We start from the raw sequence: 19976 nt of genomic DNA on the forward strand, positions 1-19976 counted from the left end.
CTGGTTTTTCGTCTTCAATGAACCAAGCTCAGTTCATTGACCACTTGGAGGAGATCGCACATGTCCGTCGCAACCCTGGGCGTCCAGGGCCGCTGCGCCCACTGCCAGACCACGCTGCTGCTCAAACCCTGGCAGCTCAACGCCATTTCGATCCACGAAGCGTTCACCTGTGCGCACTGCCAGAAAAGCCTGGAGCTGCGCTGCCCGCAGCAGATCAAACGCTTTCGTTCGCTCGACTCACTCGGGCTACTGCGCGCTAGTGCGCTGGTGACGGTGTGCACCGCGTTGCTGGTGGCGTTGGTGATGGAATGGGTGGGTCTGCTCAGCGTTACCGAGCAGTTGAACGCGTCGCTGATCGCGATTTTCGTGTACTTCGCGGTGATTCGTTATGCCCGGCAGCGCCAGCACCTGACTCTGATTCTCGACGCGGCCAAGGCCCACGCCGACTGACTACCAGCCGAACACGTCGCAGCTGTTGGCGGTACTGGCGGCGGCGAGTTGTTGCGCACTGATGTTCATCAATGCGGCCAGTGAGTCGCAGATCGCTGGCAGATGCGCCGGCGTATTTCGAATGCCGGGGTACATGGCGGGCGCCATGTCCGGAGAGTCGGTTTCCAGCACCACCGAATCCAGCGGCAAGTCGGCCAGCACCCGGTGCATGCGCAACGCCTGCGGCCAGGTTGGCGCACCGCCAAGACCCAGTTTGAAACCGAGCTTGATGTATTCCCGCGCTTCTTCACGGCTGCCGGCGAAGGCGTGGATGATCCCGGCGCGCTTGAGCTTGAAGCGCTTGAGCGTGGCAATCACCGCCGCATGGCTGCGCCGTACATGGATCAGCGCCGGCAGTTCGAAATCCGCCGCCAGTTGCAGTTGTGCCTCGAACAGCACTTGCTGGCGTTCGCGGTCGAGGGTTTCGATGAAGTAGTCCAGGCCGATTTCGCCGACCGCGCACAGTTGCCGATGACCCTTTAGCCGTGTCAGCCAATCGCCCAGTGCAAGCAGGTCTTCAGGCCGATGCTGATCGAGATAGACCGGGTGCAATCCGAACGCCCCGTACAGATCGGCATCGCTTTGCACCAGATCCCACACCCGCTGCCAGTTCCCCTCGTAGACCCCGAGCACCACCATTCGCTGCACCCCGAGGGCGCGGCTTTCGTTCAGCAGCGCCGCGCGGTCGGCGTCGAAGTCGGGGAAGTCCAGATGGGTGTGGCTGTCGATCAGCTCCACGGCTCAGTCCCGGTGAATACGCTGCTTGAAGGTACGGGCAATGGCCTGCACGCCAGGCTGGTAGTCCGATTGCTCGACGGCTGCGAGTGCCAGTTCCAGCGCCTTGTCGGCGATCAACTGGTGCTGCTGGGCCATGGCGTTGACCGGCAGCGGCAGGAAGTCGAGCAACTGGGTGTCACCGAATGTGCCGAGGCGCAGCGGGCGGAATTTGAGCGGGAAGTCATGCAGCGCGTCGAACACGCCCTGCAGCAGCACGTAGGACGTGGTCACCAGCGCATCCGGCAAATGCCCGAGGCGTTGCAGGAGTTCTTCCATCAATTGCTTGCCGCACTCGCGGCTGAAGGATTCGGCGTGCTCGATCAGCACTTCGCCCTTGAACCCGGCCAAGGCTTGCTTGAACCCGGCCGCACGTTCCTGGCTGATGCTCAGCTCCGGACGGGCGCCCAGCAGCACGATCTGTTTCGGCTGCGGGTCGAGCAGGCTTTCGGTCAGGTGCAGGCTGGCTTCGCGGTCGTCGCTGACCACCGAGCAGAAATGCTCGGCATCCATCACCCGGTCGATGGCAATGATCGGCAAACCCTTGGCCTGCAACTGACGATAACTGTCGTCACCGGACGGAAGACAACTGGCGACGATCAACGCGTCGCAGCGTCGGGCACGGAACAGTTGCAGCAGTTGCCGCTCGCTGTCCGGCGCATCGTCGGAGCTGGCGATCAGCAGCTGATAGCCCCGCGCCCGGGCGCCTTGCTCCAGCAGTTTGGCGATCCGCGCGTAACTGGGGTTTTCCAGATCCGGCAGGATAAAACCCAGGGTCCGGGTGTGCCGACTGCGCAGCCCGGCCGCCTGTGGATTGGGGGTAAAGCCGTGCAGATCAACCACCGCCCGCACTCGCTCGACGGTCGCGGTGCTGATGCGTTGCTGTTCGGCCTTGCCGTTGATGACGTAGCTGGCGGTGGTCACGGACACTCCGGCCAACCGCGCGATATCACTGAGTTTCAACCCGGGATTTCCTTGTTTTTTCGAGCTTGCCGCGACATTTTCGCCAATCCTACCCGATTCAGGCAGGCGACCATTGTCTCAGCGCATCCGACAAGTTGGACTTCAAGGATGGGACATTATCGAGTAACGTGCCGATCAATCTAGATTAAACGTTTCAGCAAGCGTATTTTCTACGTTTTAGACGCCTTTGGCCGGTTCTGCCGTGAAACCGCCAAAACTGCCTCCTGAAAAGGATGGCCCATAGCGCCTAAGCTGCAACCATTCAAAACAATACCTGGCGCGCCACCGCGCCAAAAAGGAGATCGCATGCTCGAGCTCACTGTAGAGCAGATATCCATGGGCCAGTCGGCTGCGGATAAACCCGCCGCTTTGCAATTGCTGGCCAGTCATCTGGTCGCCGATGGTCTGGTCGCCGACGGCTACCTCGCTGGCCTGCAGGCCCGGGAGGCTCAGGGCTCGACCTTCCTCGGCCAAGGCATTGCGATCCCCCACGGCACGCCCGAAACCCGCGATCAGGTGTTCGCCACCGGCGTGCGCCTGATGCAGTTTCCCGACGGCGTGGACTGGGGCGATGGCCAGATCGTTTATCTGGCCATCGGCATCGCGGCCAAATCCGACGAACACCTGCGCCTGCTGCAACTGCTGACCCGCGCCCTCGGTGAAACCGATCTGGGTCAGGCCCTGCGCCGCGCGAGTTCGCCCGAAGCGCTGCTGAAACTGCTGCAAGGCGCGCCGCAAGAGCTGGCGCTGGATGCGCAGATGATCGGCCTTGGGGTCTCCGCCGACGATTTTGAAGAACTGGTCTGGCGTGGTGCGCGTCTGCTGCGCCAGGCCGATTGCGTGAGCAACGGTTTCGCAGGGGTGTTGCAGCAAGTTGAAGCGCTGCCGCTGGGCGATGGCCTGTGGTGGCTGCACAGCGAACAGACCGTGAAGCGCCCGGGCCTGGCGTTCGTCACGCCGGACAAACCGATGCGCTACCTCGGCCAGCCGCTCAGCGGTCTGTTCTGTCTGGCCAGCCTCGGTGAAGCGCATCAGGCGTTGCTTGAGCGTTTGTGCGCGTTGCTGATCGAAGGTCGCGGCCATGAACTGGGCCGCGCCACCAGCAGCCGCAAAGTCCTCGAGGTGCTCGGCGGTGAGTTGCCGGCCGATTGGCCGAGCGCACGTATCGCATTGGCCAACGCCCATGGTCTGCACGCGCGGCCGGCGAAGATCCTCGCGCAACTGGCGAAGAGTTTTGACGGCGAAATCCGTGTGCGCATCGTCGACGGTCAGGACAGCGCCGTATCGGTGAAGAGCCTGAGCAAACTGCTGAGCCTCGGCGCCCGTCGCGGACAGGTGCTGGAAATCATCGCCGAACCGAGCATCGCCGCTGACGCCTTACCGGCGTTGCTGGCCGCCATCGAAGAAGGCCTCGGCGAAGAAGTCGAACCACTACCCGCAGTCAGCCAACAGCGCGAAGTCATCGCCGACATCGCCGAAGTCCTGAGCGCCCCGGCCTCCGGCAGCCTGCTGCAAGCGATTCCTGCCGCCCCCGGCATCGCCATCGGCCCGGCGCACATTCAGGTCCAGCAAACCATCGATTACCCGTTGCGCGGCGAGTCTGCCGCCATCGAGCGCGAACGTCTCAAGCAAGCGCTGGCCGACGTGCGTCAGGACATTCAAGGCCTGATCGAACGCAGCAAGGCCAAGGCGATCCGCGAGATTTTCATCACCCACCAGGAAATGCTCGACGACCCGGAACTCACCGACGAAGTCGACACTCGCCTCAAGCAGGGCGAAAGCGCCGAAGCAGCCTGGATGGCCGTGATCGAGGCCGCCGCGAAACAACAGGAAGCGTTGCAGGACGCGTTGCTCGCCGAACGTGCCGCCGACCTGCGCGACATTGGCCGACGGGTGCTGGCGCAACTGTGTGGCGTGCAGACGCCCGCCGAGCCTGAGCAACCGTACATTCTGGTGATGGACGAGGTCGGTCCGTCCGACGTGGCGCGTCTGGATCCGGCGCGGGTCGCGGGGATTCTCACCGCCCGTGGTGGCGCCACCGCGCACAGCGCCATCGTGGCTCGCGCGCTGGGCATTCCGGCGCTGGTCGGTGCGGGCGCTGCGGTGTTGCTGCTGAAACCGGGCACGCCGTTGCTGCTCGACGGCCAGCGCGGTCGCCTGCATGTGGACGCGGACGCCGCGACCCTGCAACGCGCCAGCGAAGAACGTGACACCCGCGAACAACGCCTGAAAGCCGCCGCCGAACAACGCCATCAACCGGCGCACACCACCGACGGCCACGCGGTGGAAGTGTTCGCCAACATCGGCGAAAGCGCCGGTGTAATCAGCGCGGTGGAGCAGGGCGCCGAAGGCATCGGCCTGCTGCGCACCGAACTGATTTTCATGGCCCATCCGCAAGCGCCGGACGAGGCGACTCAGGAAGCCGAATACCGCCGCGTCCTCGACGGCCTCGCCGGTCGGCCGCTGGTGGTGCGCACCCTCGATGTCGGCGGCGATAAACCGCTGCCGTATTGGCCGATCGCCAAGGAAGAAAACCCGTTCCTCGGCGTGCGTGGCATTCGCCTGACCTTGCAGCGTCCGCAGATCATGGAAGCGCAGTTGCGCGCCTTGCTGCGTTCGGCGGACAACCGTCCGTTGCGGATCATGTTCCCGATGGTCGGCAGCGTCGAAGAGTGGCGTCAGGCCCGCGACATGACCGAACGCCTGCGCCTGGAAATCCCGGTGGCCGATCTGCAACTGGGGATCATGATCGAAGTGCCGTCCGCTGCCTTGCTGGCGCCAGTGCTGGCCAAGGAAGTCGACTTCTTCAGCGTCGGCACCAACGACCTGACCCAGTACACGCTGGCCATCGACCGTGGTCATCCAACCCTGTCCGCCCAGGCTGACGGCCTGCACCCGGCGGTGCTGCAACTGATCGACATCACCGTGCGCGCAGCCCATGCCCATGGCAAATGGGTCGGTGTCTGCGGCGAGCTGGCGGCGGATCCGCTGGCGGTGCCGGTGCTGGTCGGCCTCGGTGTGGATGAGCTGAGCGTCTCCGGGCGCAGCATCGCCGAAGTCAAGGCGCGCATCCGCGAACTCAGCCTGACTCAGACGCAAACCCTTGCTCAACAAGCCCTGGCCGTGGGCAGCGCCAACGAAGTGCGCGCATTAGTGGAGGCTCTGTAATGGCCAAGATTCTCACCCTGACCCTCAACCCGGCGCTGGACCTTACGGTGCAGTTGCCACGTCTTGAGGCCGGTCAGGTCAACCGCAGCGACGAGATGCACACCCACGCCGCCGGCAAGGGCGTCAACGTCGCGCAAGTGCTGGCCGACCTCGGTCATCAACTGACGGTCAGCGGCTTTCTCGGCGAAGACAATCTGCAAGCCTTCGAAACCCTGTTCGCCAAACGTGGCTTCACCGATGCGTTTATCCGGGTGCCCGGCGAGACCCGCAGCAACATCAAGGTCGCGGAACAGGACGGACGCATCACCGACATCAACGGCCCAGGGCCGGTGGTCGGCGTGGTGGCGCAACAGGCGTTGCTGGATCGTCTGGTGCAGATCGCGCCGGGGCATGACGCGGTGGTGGTCGCCGGCAGTTTGCCGCGCGGAGTCACTGCACAGTGGTTGCGCGAACTGGTCGAGCGCTTGAAGGCGTTGGGTCTGAAAGTCGCCCTGGACACCAGCGGCGATGCCTTGCGCGCGGCGCTCAAGGCCGGCCCGTGGCTGATCAAGCCGAACACCGAAGAGCTGGCCGATGCGCTGGGCTGTGAAGTGGTGTCCCACGCGTCTCAGGTTGAAGCGGCCAATCGGTTGCACACCCAAGGCATCGAGCATGTAGTGATTTCTCACGGCGCCGATGGTGTGAACTGGTTCAGCGTCGGTTCGGCGCTGCATGCCACGCCGCCGAAGGTCAGCGTCGCCAGCACGGTCGGTGCCGGCGATTCGTTGCTGGCCGGCATGCTCCACGGTTTGCTCAGCGCCGACACGCCGGAACAGACCCTGCGCACGGCCACGGCGATCGCGGCGCAGGCGGTGACCCAGATCGGTTTCGGTATTCACGATGCTGCGCAACTGGCGCAGCTCGAACAGGGCGTGCGCGTGCGCCCCCTGACAGAACAATAAGAGGGTTTGTCATGAAGTTAGCCATTGTCACGGCCTGCCCGAACGGCATGGTCACCAGTGTGCTGTGCGCCCGGCTGCTGGATGCCGCGGCCCAGCGTCAGGGCTGGAGCACCAGCGTCGAAGTGGTGGATGCGGCGCACCCGGAACGCGAGTTGTCGGCGGCCACCATCGAGGCCGCCGAGTGGGTGTTGCTGGTGGCCACGGGGCCTGTGGACATGAACCGGTTCATCGGCAAGAAAGTCTTTCGGATCGCGCCGGCGCAAGCCCTGCAGGATGTCGAAGAAGTACTGCGGCGTGGCGCCGTCGAGGCCGAGGTTTACGTCGCTGCCGAAACGTTGCCCGTGGTTGCCAGTGCTCAAGCGCCGCGACTGGTCGCAGTCACCGCCTGCCCGACCGGCGTCGCCCACACCTTCATGGCCGCCGAAGCCTTGCAGCAAGCTGCCAAGCGTCTGGGCTACGACCTGCAAGTCGAAACCCAGGGTTCGGTCGGCGCGCGAAATCCGCTGAGCGCGACAGCCATCGCCGAGGCTGACGTGGTGCTGCTGGCGGCTGACATTGAAGTCGCCACCGAGCGTTTCGCCGGCAAGAAAATCTACCGCTGCGGCACCGGCATTGCCTTGAAGCAGTCCGAAGCCACGCTGAAAAAAGCCCTGGCCGAAGGCAAGCAGGAAAGCGCTGCGAGCGACGGCAAGGCCCCGGCCAAACAAGAGAAAAGCGGCGTCTACAAACACTTGCTGACCGGTGTGTCATTCATGCTGCCGATGGTGGTGGCGGGCGGTCTGATGATCGCCTTGTCGTTCGTGTTCGGCATCACCGCGTTCAAGGAAGAAGGCACGCTGGCGGCGGCGCTGATGCAGATCGGTGGCGAGACCGCGTTCAAATTGATGGTGCCGTTGTTGGCCGGTTACATCGCCTGGTCGATTGCCGACCGTCCCGGGCTCGCGCCGGGCATGATCGGCGGTTTGCTGGCGAGCACCCTGGGTGCCGGCTTCATTGGCGGGATCGTTGCCGGGTTTATCGCAGGCTACGCGGCCAAGGCGATCAGTCGGTATGTGGCGCTGCCGCAAAGTCTGGAAGCGCTGAAACCGATTCTGATCATCCCGTTGTTCGCCAGCCTGTTCACCGGGTTAGTGATGATCTACGTGGTGGGTAAACCGGTGGCCGGGATGCTTGCGGCGCTGACGCATTTCCTCGACAGCATGGGCACCACCAACGCGATTCTGCTCGGTGTGCTGCTGGGCGGCATGATGTGCGTCGACCTTGGCGGGCCGATCAACAAGGCCGCGTATGCGTTCTCGGTGGGGCTGCTGGCCTCGCAGAGTTATGCACCGATGGCCGCGACCATGGCTGCCGGCATGGTGCCGCCGATTGGTCTGGGTATCGCCACGTTCATCGCCCGGCGCAAGTTCGCCCAGACTGAGCGCGAAGCCGGTAAAGCGGCGCTGGTGCTTGGGTTGTGCTTCATCTCCGAAGGGGCGATTCCGTTTGCTGCGAAAGACCCGTTGCGGGTGATCCCGGCGAGCATTGCCGGCGGTGCGCTGACCGGTGCGTTGTCGATGTACTTCGGTTGCAAACTGATGGCGCCCCACGGTGGCCTGTTCGTGCTGGCGATTCCGAATGCGATCAACCATGCGCTGCCGTACCTGCTGGCAATCGTCGCGGGCAGCCTGCTGACAGCGGTGGTGTATGCGCTGGTCAAGCGGCCGGAGGCCGTGGAACTGGCGCTGGAGCCCGCGAAGGCGTGACACTGCGAAAACTTGTGGGAGCGAGCTTGCTCGCGAACGCGGTTTGACCTTCAACAGATGTGTTGACTGATCCGACGCTTTCGTCGGATCGCCGCCCGGACCAAGCTCGCTCCCACAGGGAATGTGTTGTCATCCCCAATTCATGATCCCGTGCTTAAGTTTTCCTTTTTTCAGGGAGAACACCATGAGCGATTTCAATCCCGGTCGCCGGCGCGTGATGCAAGCCGTCGGCGCCGGACTGCTGATGCCGGGGCTGGCGCCGGCTGTGATCGCGTCGGTCAAGGATCGACCGCAACTCACTGACGGCGTGCAATCCGGCGACTTGCAGGGCGACCGCGCGATGATCTGGAGCCGCGCCGACCGCCCGGCGCAGATGGTGGTGGAGTGGGACACCCGCAGCCAGTTCCGCCATCCGCGCCGGGTCGTTTCCGCGCTGGCCGACGCTCGCAGCGATTTCACCGCCCGCGTCGAACTCACCGGGTTGCCCGCCGATCAGGCGATTTTCTACCGCGTGTATTTCAAGGACGCCCGCACCGGCGTCGCCAGCGAACCGTGGCTTGGCCACTTGCGCAGCGCACCGACGGCACGGCGCAATATCCGCTTCGTGTGGAGCGGCGACACCGTCGGCCAGGGCTTCGGCATCAACCCCGATATCGGCGGTATGCGCATCTATGAAGCCATGCGCATGCGCCTGCCAGACTTCTTTATCCACAGCGGCGACACCATCTACGCCGACGGCCCGGTGCCGGCGCAACTGACCACGGAAGGTGGCCGGATCTGGCGCAACCTCACCACCGAAGCCAAGAGCAAGGTCGCCCAGACCCTCGACGATTATCGCGGCAATTATCGCTACAACCTGATGGACGAAAACGTCCGCCGCTTCAACGCCGAAGTGCCGCAGATCTGGCAGTGGGACGACCATGAGGTGGTCAACAACTGGTCGCCGGGCAAGCAGCTCGACGAGCGCTATCAGGAAAAAAATATCCACACCCTGGTCGGCCGTGCGCGTCAGGCCTGGCTCGAATATTCGCCGATGCGTTTGCAGGCAGCCGATGGCGGCGGGCGGATCTATCGCAAGCTGAATTACGGGCCGATGCTCGATGTGTTCGTGCTCGACATGCGCAGCTATCGCGGCGCCAACGACGACAATCTCGGGGCGGAAAAACCGTTCCTCGGGCGCGAGCAATTGAACTGGCTCAAGCGCGGATTGAAGGCCTCGAAAGCCCAGTGGAAAGTCATCGCCGCCGACATGCCGATCGGTCTTGGCGTGCCGGATGGCGAGGTCAGTCCCGGTGTTGCGCGCTGGGAAGCGGTGGCCAACGGCGACCCAGGTCCGGCTCAGGGACGTGAACTGGAAATCGCCGAGCTGCTGGGCTTTTTGCGCGCGCAGCAGGTGCGCAATTTCGTGTTCCTGACGGCGGACGTGCATTACTGCGCGGCACATCACTACCACCCGGATCGCGCGGCGTTCCAGGATTTCGAACCGTTCTGGGAGTTTGTCGCAGGGCCGTTGAATGCCGGCAGTTTCGGCCCCAATCCGCTGGACAAGACCTTTGGCCCGCAAGTGGTGTTCGAGAAGGCGCCGGCAGTGCAGAACGCCTCGCCGTTTGCCGGATTTCAGTTTTTCGGTGAGGTGAATATCGAGGGGCAGAGCGGGGAGATGAGCGTGGTGTTACGGGATCTGGAGGGTGTTGCGGTGTTCGAGCAGAAGCTGTCACCGGCCTGAGTTCACCGCAAACAATTTGTGGGAGCGAGCTTGCTCGCGATAGCGATGTAACAGACAACGAATGTGTTGAATGTAAAACCGTCATCGCGAGCAGGCTCGCTCCCACATTTGTTGTGTGTGGTCAGTAAACGTCGCGGCGATAGCGACCCTGTTCGATCAGGCGTTCGACTTCGGCGGCGCCCAGCACTTCATTCAGCACCTGATCCACGCCTGACGCCATGCCTTGAAGGCTGCCGCAGATGTAGATCACCGCACCGTCCGCCAGCCATTTCTTCAACTCGCCGGCCGATTCGCGCAGGCGATCCTGCACGTAAATCTTTTCGGCCTGATCCCGAGAGAACGCCAGATCGAGGCGTTCCAGATCGCCATTGATCAACCACTCTTCCAGCTCTGCACGACAGAGGAAATCGTGCTCGCGATTGCGCTCGCCGAACAGCAGCCAGTGACGCTGTTGGTTGTCGGCAATCCGTGCCTTGAGCAAGCTGCGCAGGCCGGCAATGCCGGTGCCGTTGCCCAGCAGGATCATCGGCACCGGAGCGTTCGGCAGATGGAAACCGCTGTTGCGGCGTACCCGCAGGCTGATGCTGCCGCCGACCGGAGCATGCTCGGTCAGCCAGCCGGAGCCGATGCCGAGGCTGCCGTCGGCATGCTGTTCCTGACGCACGATCAGCTCCAACACACCGTCGGCGGCAATCGAGGCGATCGAGTATTCGCGCATCGCCAGCGGCACCATCGCATCGACCAACGCCTGGGCGTGCAGGCCCACCAGATGCGCGCGATGCTCGGGCAGCTGGCGGGTGGCGAGGGCGACTTCCAGCGACTCTTCCAGGCCGTTCACCTTCACGCTGGTTTCACCACGGATGCCGAGGCCGTCGAGGAAATGTTCGATCGCCCACGGGCAGTTGCGTGGCAGCACTTCCACCAGATCGCCGGCCAGCCAGCTGCGGGAGGTCGGCGCGGTTAGGCCGAGCAGGAAGACGGGGGATCCGCTGCTGTCCGGGTTCATCAGCTCGCGGCGCACCAGCGTCCAGTTCTCGTAGCTCGGCGCTTGCCAGGTGTCGACCGGCGCTTGCCCGGTGATCAGGCCGAGTTGGGTCTGCCAGTGGCGCAGGGCGTAAGGATCGCCGCTGTCGACTTCCACCGGGGCGAACAGGGTCTTGCCGCCATGCTCGCCCAGCCATTGATGCAGGCGTCGGGCGAAGCCGCAGAAGTGTTGATACTGACGGTCGCCGAGGCCGAGCACCGCGTAGTTGAGGCTGTCGAGGGTCGAGGCGTTCTTCAATACCTTGCGCTCGAAACCGCGAGCGCTGTCCGGCGCTTCGCCGTCGCCGAAGGTGCTGACCACGAACAGCGCGTTGTTCGATTCGCGCAGATCCTGCTCGCTGACATTCGCCAGCGGCTGCACCTTCACCGGCAATCCGGCTGCCTGCAACTGGCCGGCGGTCTGCCATGCCAGTTGCTCGGCAAAACCGCTCTGACTGGCGAAACCAATCAGCCACGCCGGTGTATCGCCGGCCGGTTGGTCGAGGCCTTTGCGGGCATCCTTGATCTGCTTTTTCTTGCGTCGGCGATCCAGGTACAGCAACCAGCCGGTGATGAAGAACAGCGGCATCAAGACGGCCGCGACGGTGACGATGATCCGCCCGACCAGTCCGAAATAGCTGCCTACGTGCAACGCATAAATGCTGGTCAGCAACTGCGCCTTGAAGCTTTTGTCGGCATAGCGGTCGACACGTTTGACGACGCCGGTGACTGGGTCGAGGGTGATCTGGTTCAGCGCGCGGTCGTGGGGCGAGCTGTCGAGCAGATAGAACACGGTCGCCGGTTGGCCGGCCACTGGCGGCATGCGAATGTTGTAGGAGGCGAGGCCCGGGCCTGCGGCGCTGTAGATGCTGACCCACATGGCGGCGTAATCGCCGGTCGGCGCCGGACCTTCAGGGGCCGGGCCGCGACCGCCGCGCACGCGTTCGTTTTGCGGCGCATCGGAAAGCAATCTGGTCAGGCCCTTGTTGTACCACTCGTAGGACCAGGACAGTCCGGTCAGTGCCAGCAGCAGGTAAACCAGCATGCACCAGGTGCCGAACACCGAGTGCAGGTCCCAGTTGAAGCTGCGGCCCTTTTTCTTCCAGTCGAGGGTCAGCCACACGCGCCAGCTGTTCCACTGGCGCGGCCAGCGCAGGTACAGGCCGGACAGGCAGAAGAACAGCAGCATGAGGGTGCAGGCGCCGGTGATGTTGCGGCCGGTATCGCCCATGGCGAGGAACCGGTGCAGTTGCAGCATCAGGCCGAAGAAGTCCTGGCCGGTGGCCTCGCCCTTGAACTCGGCGGTGTAGGGATCGAAGTAGCGCATCTCGCCCCGGCGCTCGCCTTTGGGCGGGGTGAACCAGACGCGCCCGGCGCTGCCGCTTTCGGTCTCGACCGAGAGCATCGAGACTTTCTTGCCCGAGGCTGCTTCGATCTGCGCCACCAGATCGGCGGGCGGCAGGACGCCGGCGACCTGTTTCTCGACCTGCAACACGGAGGGGTTGAGGGCTTTGAGAATTTCGTCCTGAAACGAATAGGCAGCGCCGGTGATGCCCATCAGGGCCAGCACCAGCCCGGCAGTGATGCCAAAAAACCAGTGCAACTGGAACAGGGTTTTCTTCAACACGTCGCTTGCCTTGTCCGTTCGGAAATTGTGTTCACGGCGTGCATTATGCCGTGGCTTATCGAGAAACGTTCTTTATTACGCACAAAAGCCCCGCTCAAATGAATGAACGGGGCTCTGTACTTCCCTCTTCGATCAGAAGTGGAAGTTGGTGCTCAGCAATGCCGTACGGCCCGCCGCCTGGTTGGCGAAGTGAGTCGAGAAGGCCTTGTCGTAGTAGGTTTCGTTGGTCAGGTTCTGCACGTTCAGTTGCAGGTCGACGTTCTTGCTCAGCTTGTACGCCGCCATTGCGTCGTAGCGAACGTAGGAATCGACCATGGTGGTGTTGGCCACGCTGCCGAACACGTCATCCACGTAGAACGCACCGCCACCGATGGTCAGCTTCGGCGTGACCTGGTAAGTGGTCCACAGGCTGGCGCTGTTTTTCGGCGTGTTAGGCAGCTCGTTACCGTTGTTGGCCTTGTTGGCCGGCAGGTCACCGCCGTCAACCTGTTCGCTGTCCATGTAGGCGTAACCGGCGAACACTTGCCACTTGTCGGTGATCTTGCCGCTGGCGGACAACTCGATACCTTGTACACGAGTCTTGCCGGCGTTTTCGTACGAGGTGGTATCAACCTGGACACGCGCGTTTTCTTTCTCGGTGCGGAAGATATCGGCGGTCAGCGACAGGCGATCGTTCAGCAGATCCCACTTGGTACCGATTTCGTAGTTCTTGGTGGTTTCCGGCTCCATGTCGCTCTTGAGCAGGTTGCCGTTACGATCTGGCGTGCCGCCCAGCGGGTTGCCTTCCTGACCTTCACCCAGGGTGTTGCCCGGCGGTGTGGCGGAGGTGGCGTAGGACGCATAGATGCTGCCGTTCTCTGCCGGTTTGTAGACGACGCCGAACTGGCCGGTGACGAACTCGCTGGCGTCCGAACCCTTGGAGGTGGTGCGGCCAGCGTTGGTGTACGTCTTGTAGCCGGTTTCGAAGTGGTCGTAACGCAGGCCCATGTTCACCAGCCATTGCTCGGACAGCTCCAGTGTGTCGAACGCATACAGCGCGTAGGTATCGGACTGGGTGTCTGTGCCGGCGTAGTTGCGCGAGATCGCGCCGTTCCACGGATCGTTCGGGGTCGGGTTCGACAGCGAGGTGCAGTTGTAGCCGCTGGCGGCGCCGATCAGGCCCGGGTTGCAGTTGGTGGTCACGGCCGAGGTACGCGGCGTGGTGTCGGTGTTGACGTTGTACGAGGATTTGCTGCTTTCCTCACGAGTGTATTCGACACCGGTGGAGAAGCTGTTCTTGAAGCCGGCGACGTAGAAGTTGCCGAACAGATCGGTCTGGTTGGTGGTGGTCTCGGTGTTGCTCACGCGAGTGTTCGCACGACGCCAGACGCTGCCGTTGTTGACGTTGCCCTTGCTGTCGTCCGGCTGGGTCAGGATGTAATCCTGCATGCTGGTGCCGTGACGCAGGGTGTTCTTGATAGTCAGCGAGTCGCTCAGGTCATGCTCGATGGCGAAGGTCGCGGTGTCGGTGCGGCCCTTGCGGAAATCGCGATCCAGACCGTAGAAGTTGCTGTGATCGCCGCCGGCGTACGGCTTGTCCGGGTTGGACTTGGTGCGCGCCGCCGAGCCACCGGCCGGAATCGTGTAAGGGATGCCCGAATCCGGCGTGTCGTTGCTTTCGAGATGGTAGTAGTCGAGGTTGACGCGGGTGTCGGTGCCCAGGCCGAAGGCCAGGGACGGCGCGATGCCCCAACGGTCATAGTCGACCTTGTCGCGACCGGCGACGTTGCTCTCGTGGCTCATCAGGTTCAGACGGCCGGCAGCGGTGTCGCTGAACTGGTAGTTGCCATCCATCGTGTAGCGCTGGGTCTGGTCGGAGCCCCAGGTGAAACCACCGTCGAAGGAGTTGCCCAGGTGGGCTTTCTTGCTCACCAGGTTGATGCTGCCGCCAGCCGCGCCGCGACCGCCGATGGCGGAGTTCGGGCCCTTGCTGACTTCGATGTTTTCCACGGCGAAGATTTCGCGGCTCTGCGAACCGGTGTCGCGCACGCCGTCGAGGTAGGTGTCGCCCTGGGCGTCGAAACCACGGATGAACGGACGGTCGCCCTGCGGGTTGCCGCCTTCACCGGCACCGAAGGTGATGCCCGGTACGGTGCGCAGCGCGTCCTGCATGTTCAGGGCGCCGGTGTCTTTCAGAACTTGTTGCGGGATAACGGTGACCGAGCGCGGCGTATCAACCAGCGGTGCGGTGTACTTGGGCGAGGAGGCTTTCTCGACCTGGTAGGACGTCGAGTCCTGGGCTTCGCCGGTGATGGCGGTGGCGTCCAGGGCGATGGCATTGCCGGTGGCTTTGCTGTCGGTTTTTTCGGCGGCGAACACCATGTGGCCTGCGGAGCCGGCGGTGATTGCCACGCCGATGGCGGAAGCGAGCAGACGTGGTGAGCTGACCGGTAATTGTGCTTGTTGACGTGCCATTTTTATTCCCCTCCCCAAGGATTTGAGGCGGCGGAATATAGGGTAAACAGGTATTCGTATCAATTGCGAAACATTGTTATTCGCACTGAATTTACATTCTTTACAATTTAACCTTACGGTTTTTGCCAGTTCATTCGTCTAGCGGGTTTTACACAGCCAATAAGAATCAATACCATTGCCGCCTCTTTGCCATCAGGTGACATTGCCATGCTGCTGCACATCCCCGGGCTGTTCGCGAAAGAAGAAGTGCAGCGCATCCGCGAGGCTCTGGAACAGGCTGACTGGGCCGATGGCAAGATCACCGCCGGCTATCAATCGGCCAAGGCCAAGCACAATCTGCAGCTGCCGGAAGGCCATCCGCTGGCCAAGGAAATCGGCGCCGCGATGCTTGAACGCCTGTGGAAAAACCCGCTGTTCATGTCGGCTGCACTGCCGCACAAAGTATTTCCGCCGTTACTCAACTGCTACACGGCGGGCGGCAGTTTCGATTTCCACATCGACAACGCGGTGCGCCAGCCAAAGGGCAGCATCGAGCGCGTACGTACGGATCTGTCGGCCACGCTGTTTTTCAGCGAGCCGGAGGACTACGACGGCGGCGAGTTGGAAATCCAGGACACCTTCGGCACCCAACGGGTGAAACTGCCCGCCGGCGACATGGTGCTGTACCCCGGCACCAGCCTGCACAAGGTCAATGCGGTCACTCGCGGGGCGCGTTATGCCTCGTTCTTCTGGACGCAAAGTCTGGTGCGCGAAGACAGCCAGCGTGCCTTGCTGTTCGAGATGGACGGTGCGATCCAGCAACTCACCCACGACATGCCCGATCACTCGTCGCTGATCCGCCTCACCGGCACCTATCACAACTTGTTGCGTCGCTGGGTCGAGGTGTAAGTGGCGGACTTTCGGTTACGCCGCGAAGAAGTCCTCGACGGTGAACGCCTCACCGCCATGCTCGAAGAAAGCCCGGCTCGCGCGGCTCAGGCAATTCTGCTGGCGGCGGGTGAGGGGGTGCTGGAAGCGCAGGCGCTGCTCGGGCAGATCCTGCTCGATGGTCACGGTATTGCTCAGGATCAGCCGCTGGCATTGCGCTGGTTTGAAATCGCCGCAGGGCAAGGTCATCTGATGGCGCGCAACATGCTCGGCCGCTGCCATGAACACGGATGGGGTTGTGTGGCCAGCGCCGAACTCGCCGCGCGCCATTACCAGACGGCCGCCGACGCGGGGCTGGATTGGGCGATGTACAACCTGGCAAACCTGCACGCCACCGGGCGTGGAATACCCGAGAATCAGGCGCAGGCCCTTGCCCTGTACCGCCGCGCTGCCGAGTCGGGACATGCCAAGTCGATGAACCTGTTGGGCCGGTATCTGGAAGAGGGGCGTCACTGTCCGCAAGATCTGCCAACGGCACGTGACTGGTATCGGCGTGCGGCCGAGGGCGGCGATTTTCGGGGGCAGTTCAGCCACGCCGCGGTGCTTGCCGACGAGGGGCGCATCGATGACGCACTTGGCTGGCTACGCAAGGCACTGGACGCGGGCAATGTGAATTTCCTGCGAGTCGCCAGTGTGTCCTTGTTGAATGCACAACATCCGCAAATCCGCGCCATGGCCGACGCTTATAAATTTCGGCTGGCAGAGTTAGTTGCTTTGTAATTATTTATTCTGCGGTTAGTTGGTTTTATCAAGTTTATATGGCTGTTCTCGGATAAGTATTCGGGTGAGTGGCTTGTTTGTCTTGATTGCTAATATTTGAATGCTTGTTGATTGTTGTCTTGCTGTCCTAAGGTTGTTTTGCGATGTCGGCGCTCAAGTTGAAATGAGTCGAAAGATGATGTCGTATCTAAAATGACTTTTATTAAATATCCGAAGAAGACAAGGAGTCTCTTATGGAATTCAAGATGGACAGCAAGATTGTCGAGGCCGCCGCAAAAGCGCCTCGGATGTTTGTAAGTGCTTCGCTCGGCGAGGGTGAAGAATACAATCGGGAAACCGGTATTCAATTAACCAAAGAGCAGATTATCAGCCTGCGCAAGTATGAGGTTCTGGGGCTGTCGCTTCCGGTTCGGCTGGCGGACGTCGTTGCTTATCTGAACTATGGCGCCGGGGATGCAGGGGGCGTTGGTCTCAAGGCAACAGACTTCCTGCGGACATTCACGTACACCTACGACCACGCGAAGCGCTGGTCCCCGCTGCGTGAAAAAATCATGCTCACGGGTACCGATCTGAAGATTTTTGCCGGCAACATCATTCGTACGGGTAAGGGCATCGTAGCAATCTACGATGACCTGAAAGCCTCCAGATACCTGGAAGAATTCGATATCAATACGCCGGAAGAGTATCTGCAGCTGAAGCGCACGATTCCGGGGCTTCCCGACCTGGGCTTGCCGTCCGGCGATGTTCCGGAAATCAAGGCCTACCTCAATGACATGCTGGACAAAGTCATGAAGTGCCACGCGAAGGCCGAGGATGTCAGGTCAGAAATCGACAGTTTCGGCGCTGACATGCGCGAGATCGTGTTGCCGGAAATCAAGCTGCGACTGGAGTTCGTGTCGCGCAATACCTATCAGGCAGACATCCAGGTCCTGCAGGGCGAAATCGATCAGCGCTCGAAAGAAATCGATGAACTGAACAAACAATATGATCAGTTGGTTCAAGAAGCGATCAGGTCGGCAGCGACCCTGAATATCGGTGGTTTGATTCTCGGTATTTATCAGGGAGTCAAGGCTGAAAAGATCCGTAAGGAGCGAAACCGGTTGAAGGCGGAACAACAGACCTCCAACCAGGTAATGGCCAGCAAAAACCAGACGCTGAGTTCCCTGAACAAAGTGCGCGATGATTTGCAGAACCTCAGCTATGTAGCGATCGAGGCTGAAGTCGCTACGCAAAACCTGATGCTGGTATGGAATGCGCTGAGCACCTATATATATGCCTCTGTCAAAGAAGTTGATCTGCTTCAGGAGGCAACGTCCCTGAGGAGGTTCAAGAACCAGATTCTCGGCATTATTGATCCGTGGGAGCAGATCAGGGCGAGTTCCGATCAACTGCTGGGCGTGTTCGCGGCGGCAGATAAAGAGTATGGAAGCAGTTTCACGATGTTCAGGAGTAAAGCAGTGATGTTCTCGCTAAATAATAATCCAGCCGTTTCGGATTTTGATGGCGCTGCGTTACGCGCTCACGCTGCGGCTGTTCAAACAAGTAATGTCACTGCTCAAATGCTGGGCGAACAGTTCAATTATCTGCCGGGTACCGTCCGCACAATGAATGGGCTGACAGTCGCTATCCAGAAAGCCACATTTGAAATTCGTAATCAGGCCCAGACGACAGGGATCAATCTGGAGCGTGCGCAGAACAAACTGAAGACAGCTCAAATCGAACTGATCGATTACCCGGAAGACGCGAATGAAATCCACGAGGAAATGGAAAGCGACCTCAAGAATGTTTCGATGAAAGTCGCCGAATACGCGGCCGATTTGAAGATGACCCACAACGGCTTGAGTACCGCCTATGACCGGTCGGCTTCGGCGCAATGGATCGTAACCCTGCAACAGGATCGGGCTTTCACGGAGGCACTGAAGGTCAAGTCTGAAGAAAAAGTCGTCGATTTCGAAAAGCAGATGAAATCGGTGTCTGAAGCGCTCGAGCTGATCGCGAAAGCCGGGGTAGAGAAAATCGGTCAGGAGGCCCGATTGACCCTGGATAACCTGAAAGCCCTGGGGCTGGCGCCACCGCAGGTCCAGATTGCACTGTTCGCCATTGATACCTTGAAAAAAATGATCTCGGGCATCGGTGAGGCCATTTCCTATCTGAACATGCTGGCGTCTTACAACAAGCTCAAGGAAAAAGCGGCTGATCTAAGGGCGCAGTTGAAGAAGCTCATCAACGAGATTGAACAGATCGATGGAAAGATTCAGCTGGTGCGAGTCCTCGACCAACTCGACGACGAGCGCTGGGGATACGTGAATGAGTTCTCGAATCTGGTAACCCGGATTGAGTCTCTCGCCCGGGACTTCAAGCAAGACATGTCGCAGCCGGTCGAGCAGCGAACAGCTGAAGCAATCACCCGAATTGCCGACTTCAGGCAGTACCTGAAAACTGTTCAGCAGTAAGGAGTCGAGGCGGTGGGCGACATGTCCACCGCTTCCCTGCCACTCATGAAAACACTTGCCTATGAATTCTCCACAGCACAACGACGCGTGCTGGATCGATACACAAGTTTCCTCGGTTCTCTTCACCCCACCTTCAACAACATTCCTTTGGTGTTTGAGCGTCGCAGAGCCAGCGGTCATCAATTGGCGGTACTGGCCAGCGATTCACGTTTGAACAACGCCAGCTTCAATGCAGGCTACTTGCAGGCGTTCTGGCAGCGCACCGAAGAGGTTCGGCGCCTGTGCAGTACTTACGTCGCGGATCTCGCTACGTTCACCGCCGAAACGCTGGAAATCACCCGCAATACTTCAAGGAACGAGCCTCTCAGTCAGGTGGATTTCAAGTTGTACAGCTTATCCAGGTCGCCGACCTGGAAGTTGTTTCCCCCAACCGATGTCCCGGACCTCGTTCACGAACTGGCGCTTCGTTTTTCCTCGCTGAGGGCGGCGATACGCCAACTGAAATACACCATCGCCGAGGTGCATGACGAGTCGTTCGGTCTCAAGTCGGTATTTGGCAGAGCAATGGATCATCGCTCGTGCCAGTGTCATACCCAGCCGACGGTGGTCGAGGAGTTGTTTCGTGAAGTGCGCACGACGCCGGTTTGGGACGTGGCTTATTCGTCAGCGGATCCGCTCGTCAGAGCCGCAGAATACAAAGTTGATATTGCCGGGTTGTTTAGCGGATTGGCTTCCGTGAGTTCGTCCATCAGCGTGTTTCTCGAAGAAACCGGCTTGCGCATAGACATGCTGTTCAATGACTTATTGAGGGCAGAGCGCGCGTCGAAACTCGGCGAGTTGAATTTCCACCTGGCCGCCACCCAAGAGGGCGCCGATGAATTCATGACAATGCTCAACCATCTTGAGATCTGGTTGCGCAAATAAAAAAGGCCCATGCACGCATGGGCCTTTTCAGTTGAAGCGTCG

At 61.1% G+C, this 19976-nt stretch carries 13 protein-coding genes; 9 read left to right on the forward strand and 4 right to left on the reverse strand.

The window, feature by feature from the left end; translation table 11 throughout:
* The first annotated feature begins 60 nt into the window (after positions 1-60).
* Positions 61-450 carry a hypothetical protein gene (locus LOY31_RS04090; protein WP_258712894.1) on the forward strand — a complete coding sequence of 130 codons (390 nt, stop codon included), beginning with the start codon at positions 61-63 and terminating at the stop codon, positions 448-450.
* Here LOY31_RS04090 and LOY31_RS04095 read toward each other — a convergent pair whose 3' ends face one another.
* Both LOY31_RS04095 and cra read right to left on the reverse strand, forming a co-directional pair.
* The gene (locus LOY31_RS04095) at positions 451-1227 is read right to left on the reverse strand and encodes a TatD family hydrolase (RefSeq protein WP_258712895.1); all 777 of its coding nucleotides are present in this window, start codon (positions 1225-1227) and stop codon (positions 451-453) included.
* A 3-nt stretch (positions 1228-1230) separates the two neighbouring features.
* On the reverse strand, positions 1231-2226 hold the full coding sequence (cra, locus tag LOY31_RS04100) for a catabolite repressor/activator (protein WP_007953710.1): 996 nt from the start codon (positions 2224-2226) through the stop codon (positions 1231-1233).
* A gap of 306 nt (positions 2227-2532) precedes the next feature.
* Here cra and ptsP point away from each other — a divergent pair, with 306 nt between their 5' ends.
* The 4 genes from ptsP (at position 2533) to LOY31_RS04120 (ending at position 9806) form a co-directional block, all read left to right on the forward strand.
* Positions 2533-5394: a phosphoenolpyruvate--protein phosphotransferase gene (ptsP, locus tag LOY31_RS04105; RefSeq protein WP_258712896.1), complete on the forward strand. Its 2862-nt coding sequence runs from the start codon at positions 2533-2535 to the stop codon at positions 5392-5394.
* Complete coding sequence (pfkB, locus tag LOY31_RS04110; protein WP_258712897.1) at positions 5394-6335, forward strand: 1-phosphofructokinase; 942 nt, start codon at positions 5394-5396, stop codon at positions 6333-6335. Before ptsP ends, pfkB begins: the two co-directional genes overlap by 1 nt.
* An 11-nt stretch (positions 6336-6346) precedes the next feature.
* Positions 6347-8080, forward strand: a complete 1734-nt coding sequence (locus tag LOY31_RS04115; protein ID WP_258712898.1) for a PTS fructose-like transporter subunit IIB — start codon at positions 6347-6349, stop codon at positions 8078-8080.
* Between the two features lie 184 nt (positions 8081-8264).
* Positions 8265-9806 (forward strand): alkaline phosphatase, encoded by a 1542-nt coding sequence (locus LOY31_RS04120; protein ID WP_258712899.1) that lies wholly within the window; start codon positions 8265-8267, stop codon positions 9804-9806.
* A 121-nt stretch (positions 9807-9927) separates the two neighbouring features.
* On the opposite strand, the gene LOY31_RS04125 is transcribed toward LOY31_RS04120, so the two are convergent.
* Positions 9928-12456 (reverse strand): sulfite reductase flavoprotein subunit alpha, encoded by a 2529-nt coding sequence (locus LOY31_RS04125; protein WP_258712900.1) that lies wholly within the window; start codon positions 12454-12456, stop codon positions 9928-9930.
* Between the two features lie 132 nt (positions 12457-12588).
* Positions 12589-14910: a TonB-dependent siderophore receptor gene (locus tag LOY31_RS04130; RefSeq protein ID WP_258712901.1), complete on the reverse strand. Its 2322-nt coding sequence runs from the start codon at positions 14908-14910 to the stop codon at positions 12589-12591.
* A gap of 207 nt (positions 14911-15117) precedes the next feature.
* Here LOY31_RS04130 and LOY31_RS04135 point away from each other — a divergent pair, with 207 nt between their 5' ends.
* The 4 genes from LOY31_RS04135 to LOY31_RS04150 all read left to right on the forward strand — a co-directional run bounded on the left by LOY31_RS04135 (position 15118) and on the right by LOY31_RS04150 (position 19934).
* Positions 15118-15798 (forward strand): Fe2+-dependent dioxygenase, encoded by a 681-nt coding sequence (locus tag LOY31_RS04135; protein WP_085608049.1) that lies wholly within the window; start codon positions 15118-15120, stop codon positions 15796-15798.
* Positions 15799-16557, forward strand: coding sequence for a tetratricopeptide repeat protein (locus LOY31_RS04140; protein ID WP_258712902.1), 759 nt, complete (start codon positions 15799-15801; stop codon positions 16555-16557).
* A gap of 233 nt (positions 16558-16790) precedes the next feature.
* Positions 16791-19010, forward strand: coding sequence for an alpha-xenorhabdolysin family binary toxin subunit A (locus LOY31_RS04145; RefSeq protein WP_258712903.1), 2220 nt, complete (start codon positions 16791-16793; stop codon positions 19008-19010).
* Between the two features lie 21 nt (positions 19011-19031).
* On the forward strand, positions 19032-19934 hold the full coding sequence (locus tag LOY31_RS04150; protein ID WP_258712904.1) for a hypothetical protein: 903 nt from the start codon (positions 19032-19034) through the stop codon (positions 19932-19934).
* The last annotated feature ends 42 nt before the right edge of the window (positions 19935-19976 follow it).

Origin of the sequence: Pseudomonas sp. B21-021 (assembly GCF_024749205.1) — a bacterium.
Classification (GTDB): domain Bacteria; phylum Pseudomonadota; class Gammaproteobacteria; order Pseudomonadales; family Pseudomonadaceae; genus Aquipseudomonas; species Aquipseudomonas paraglycinae.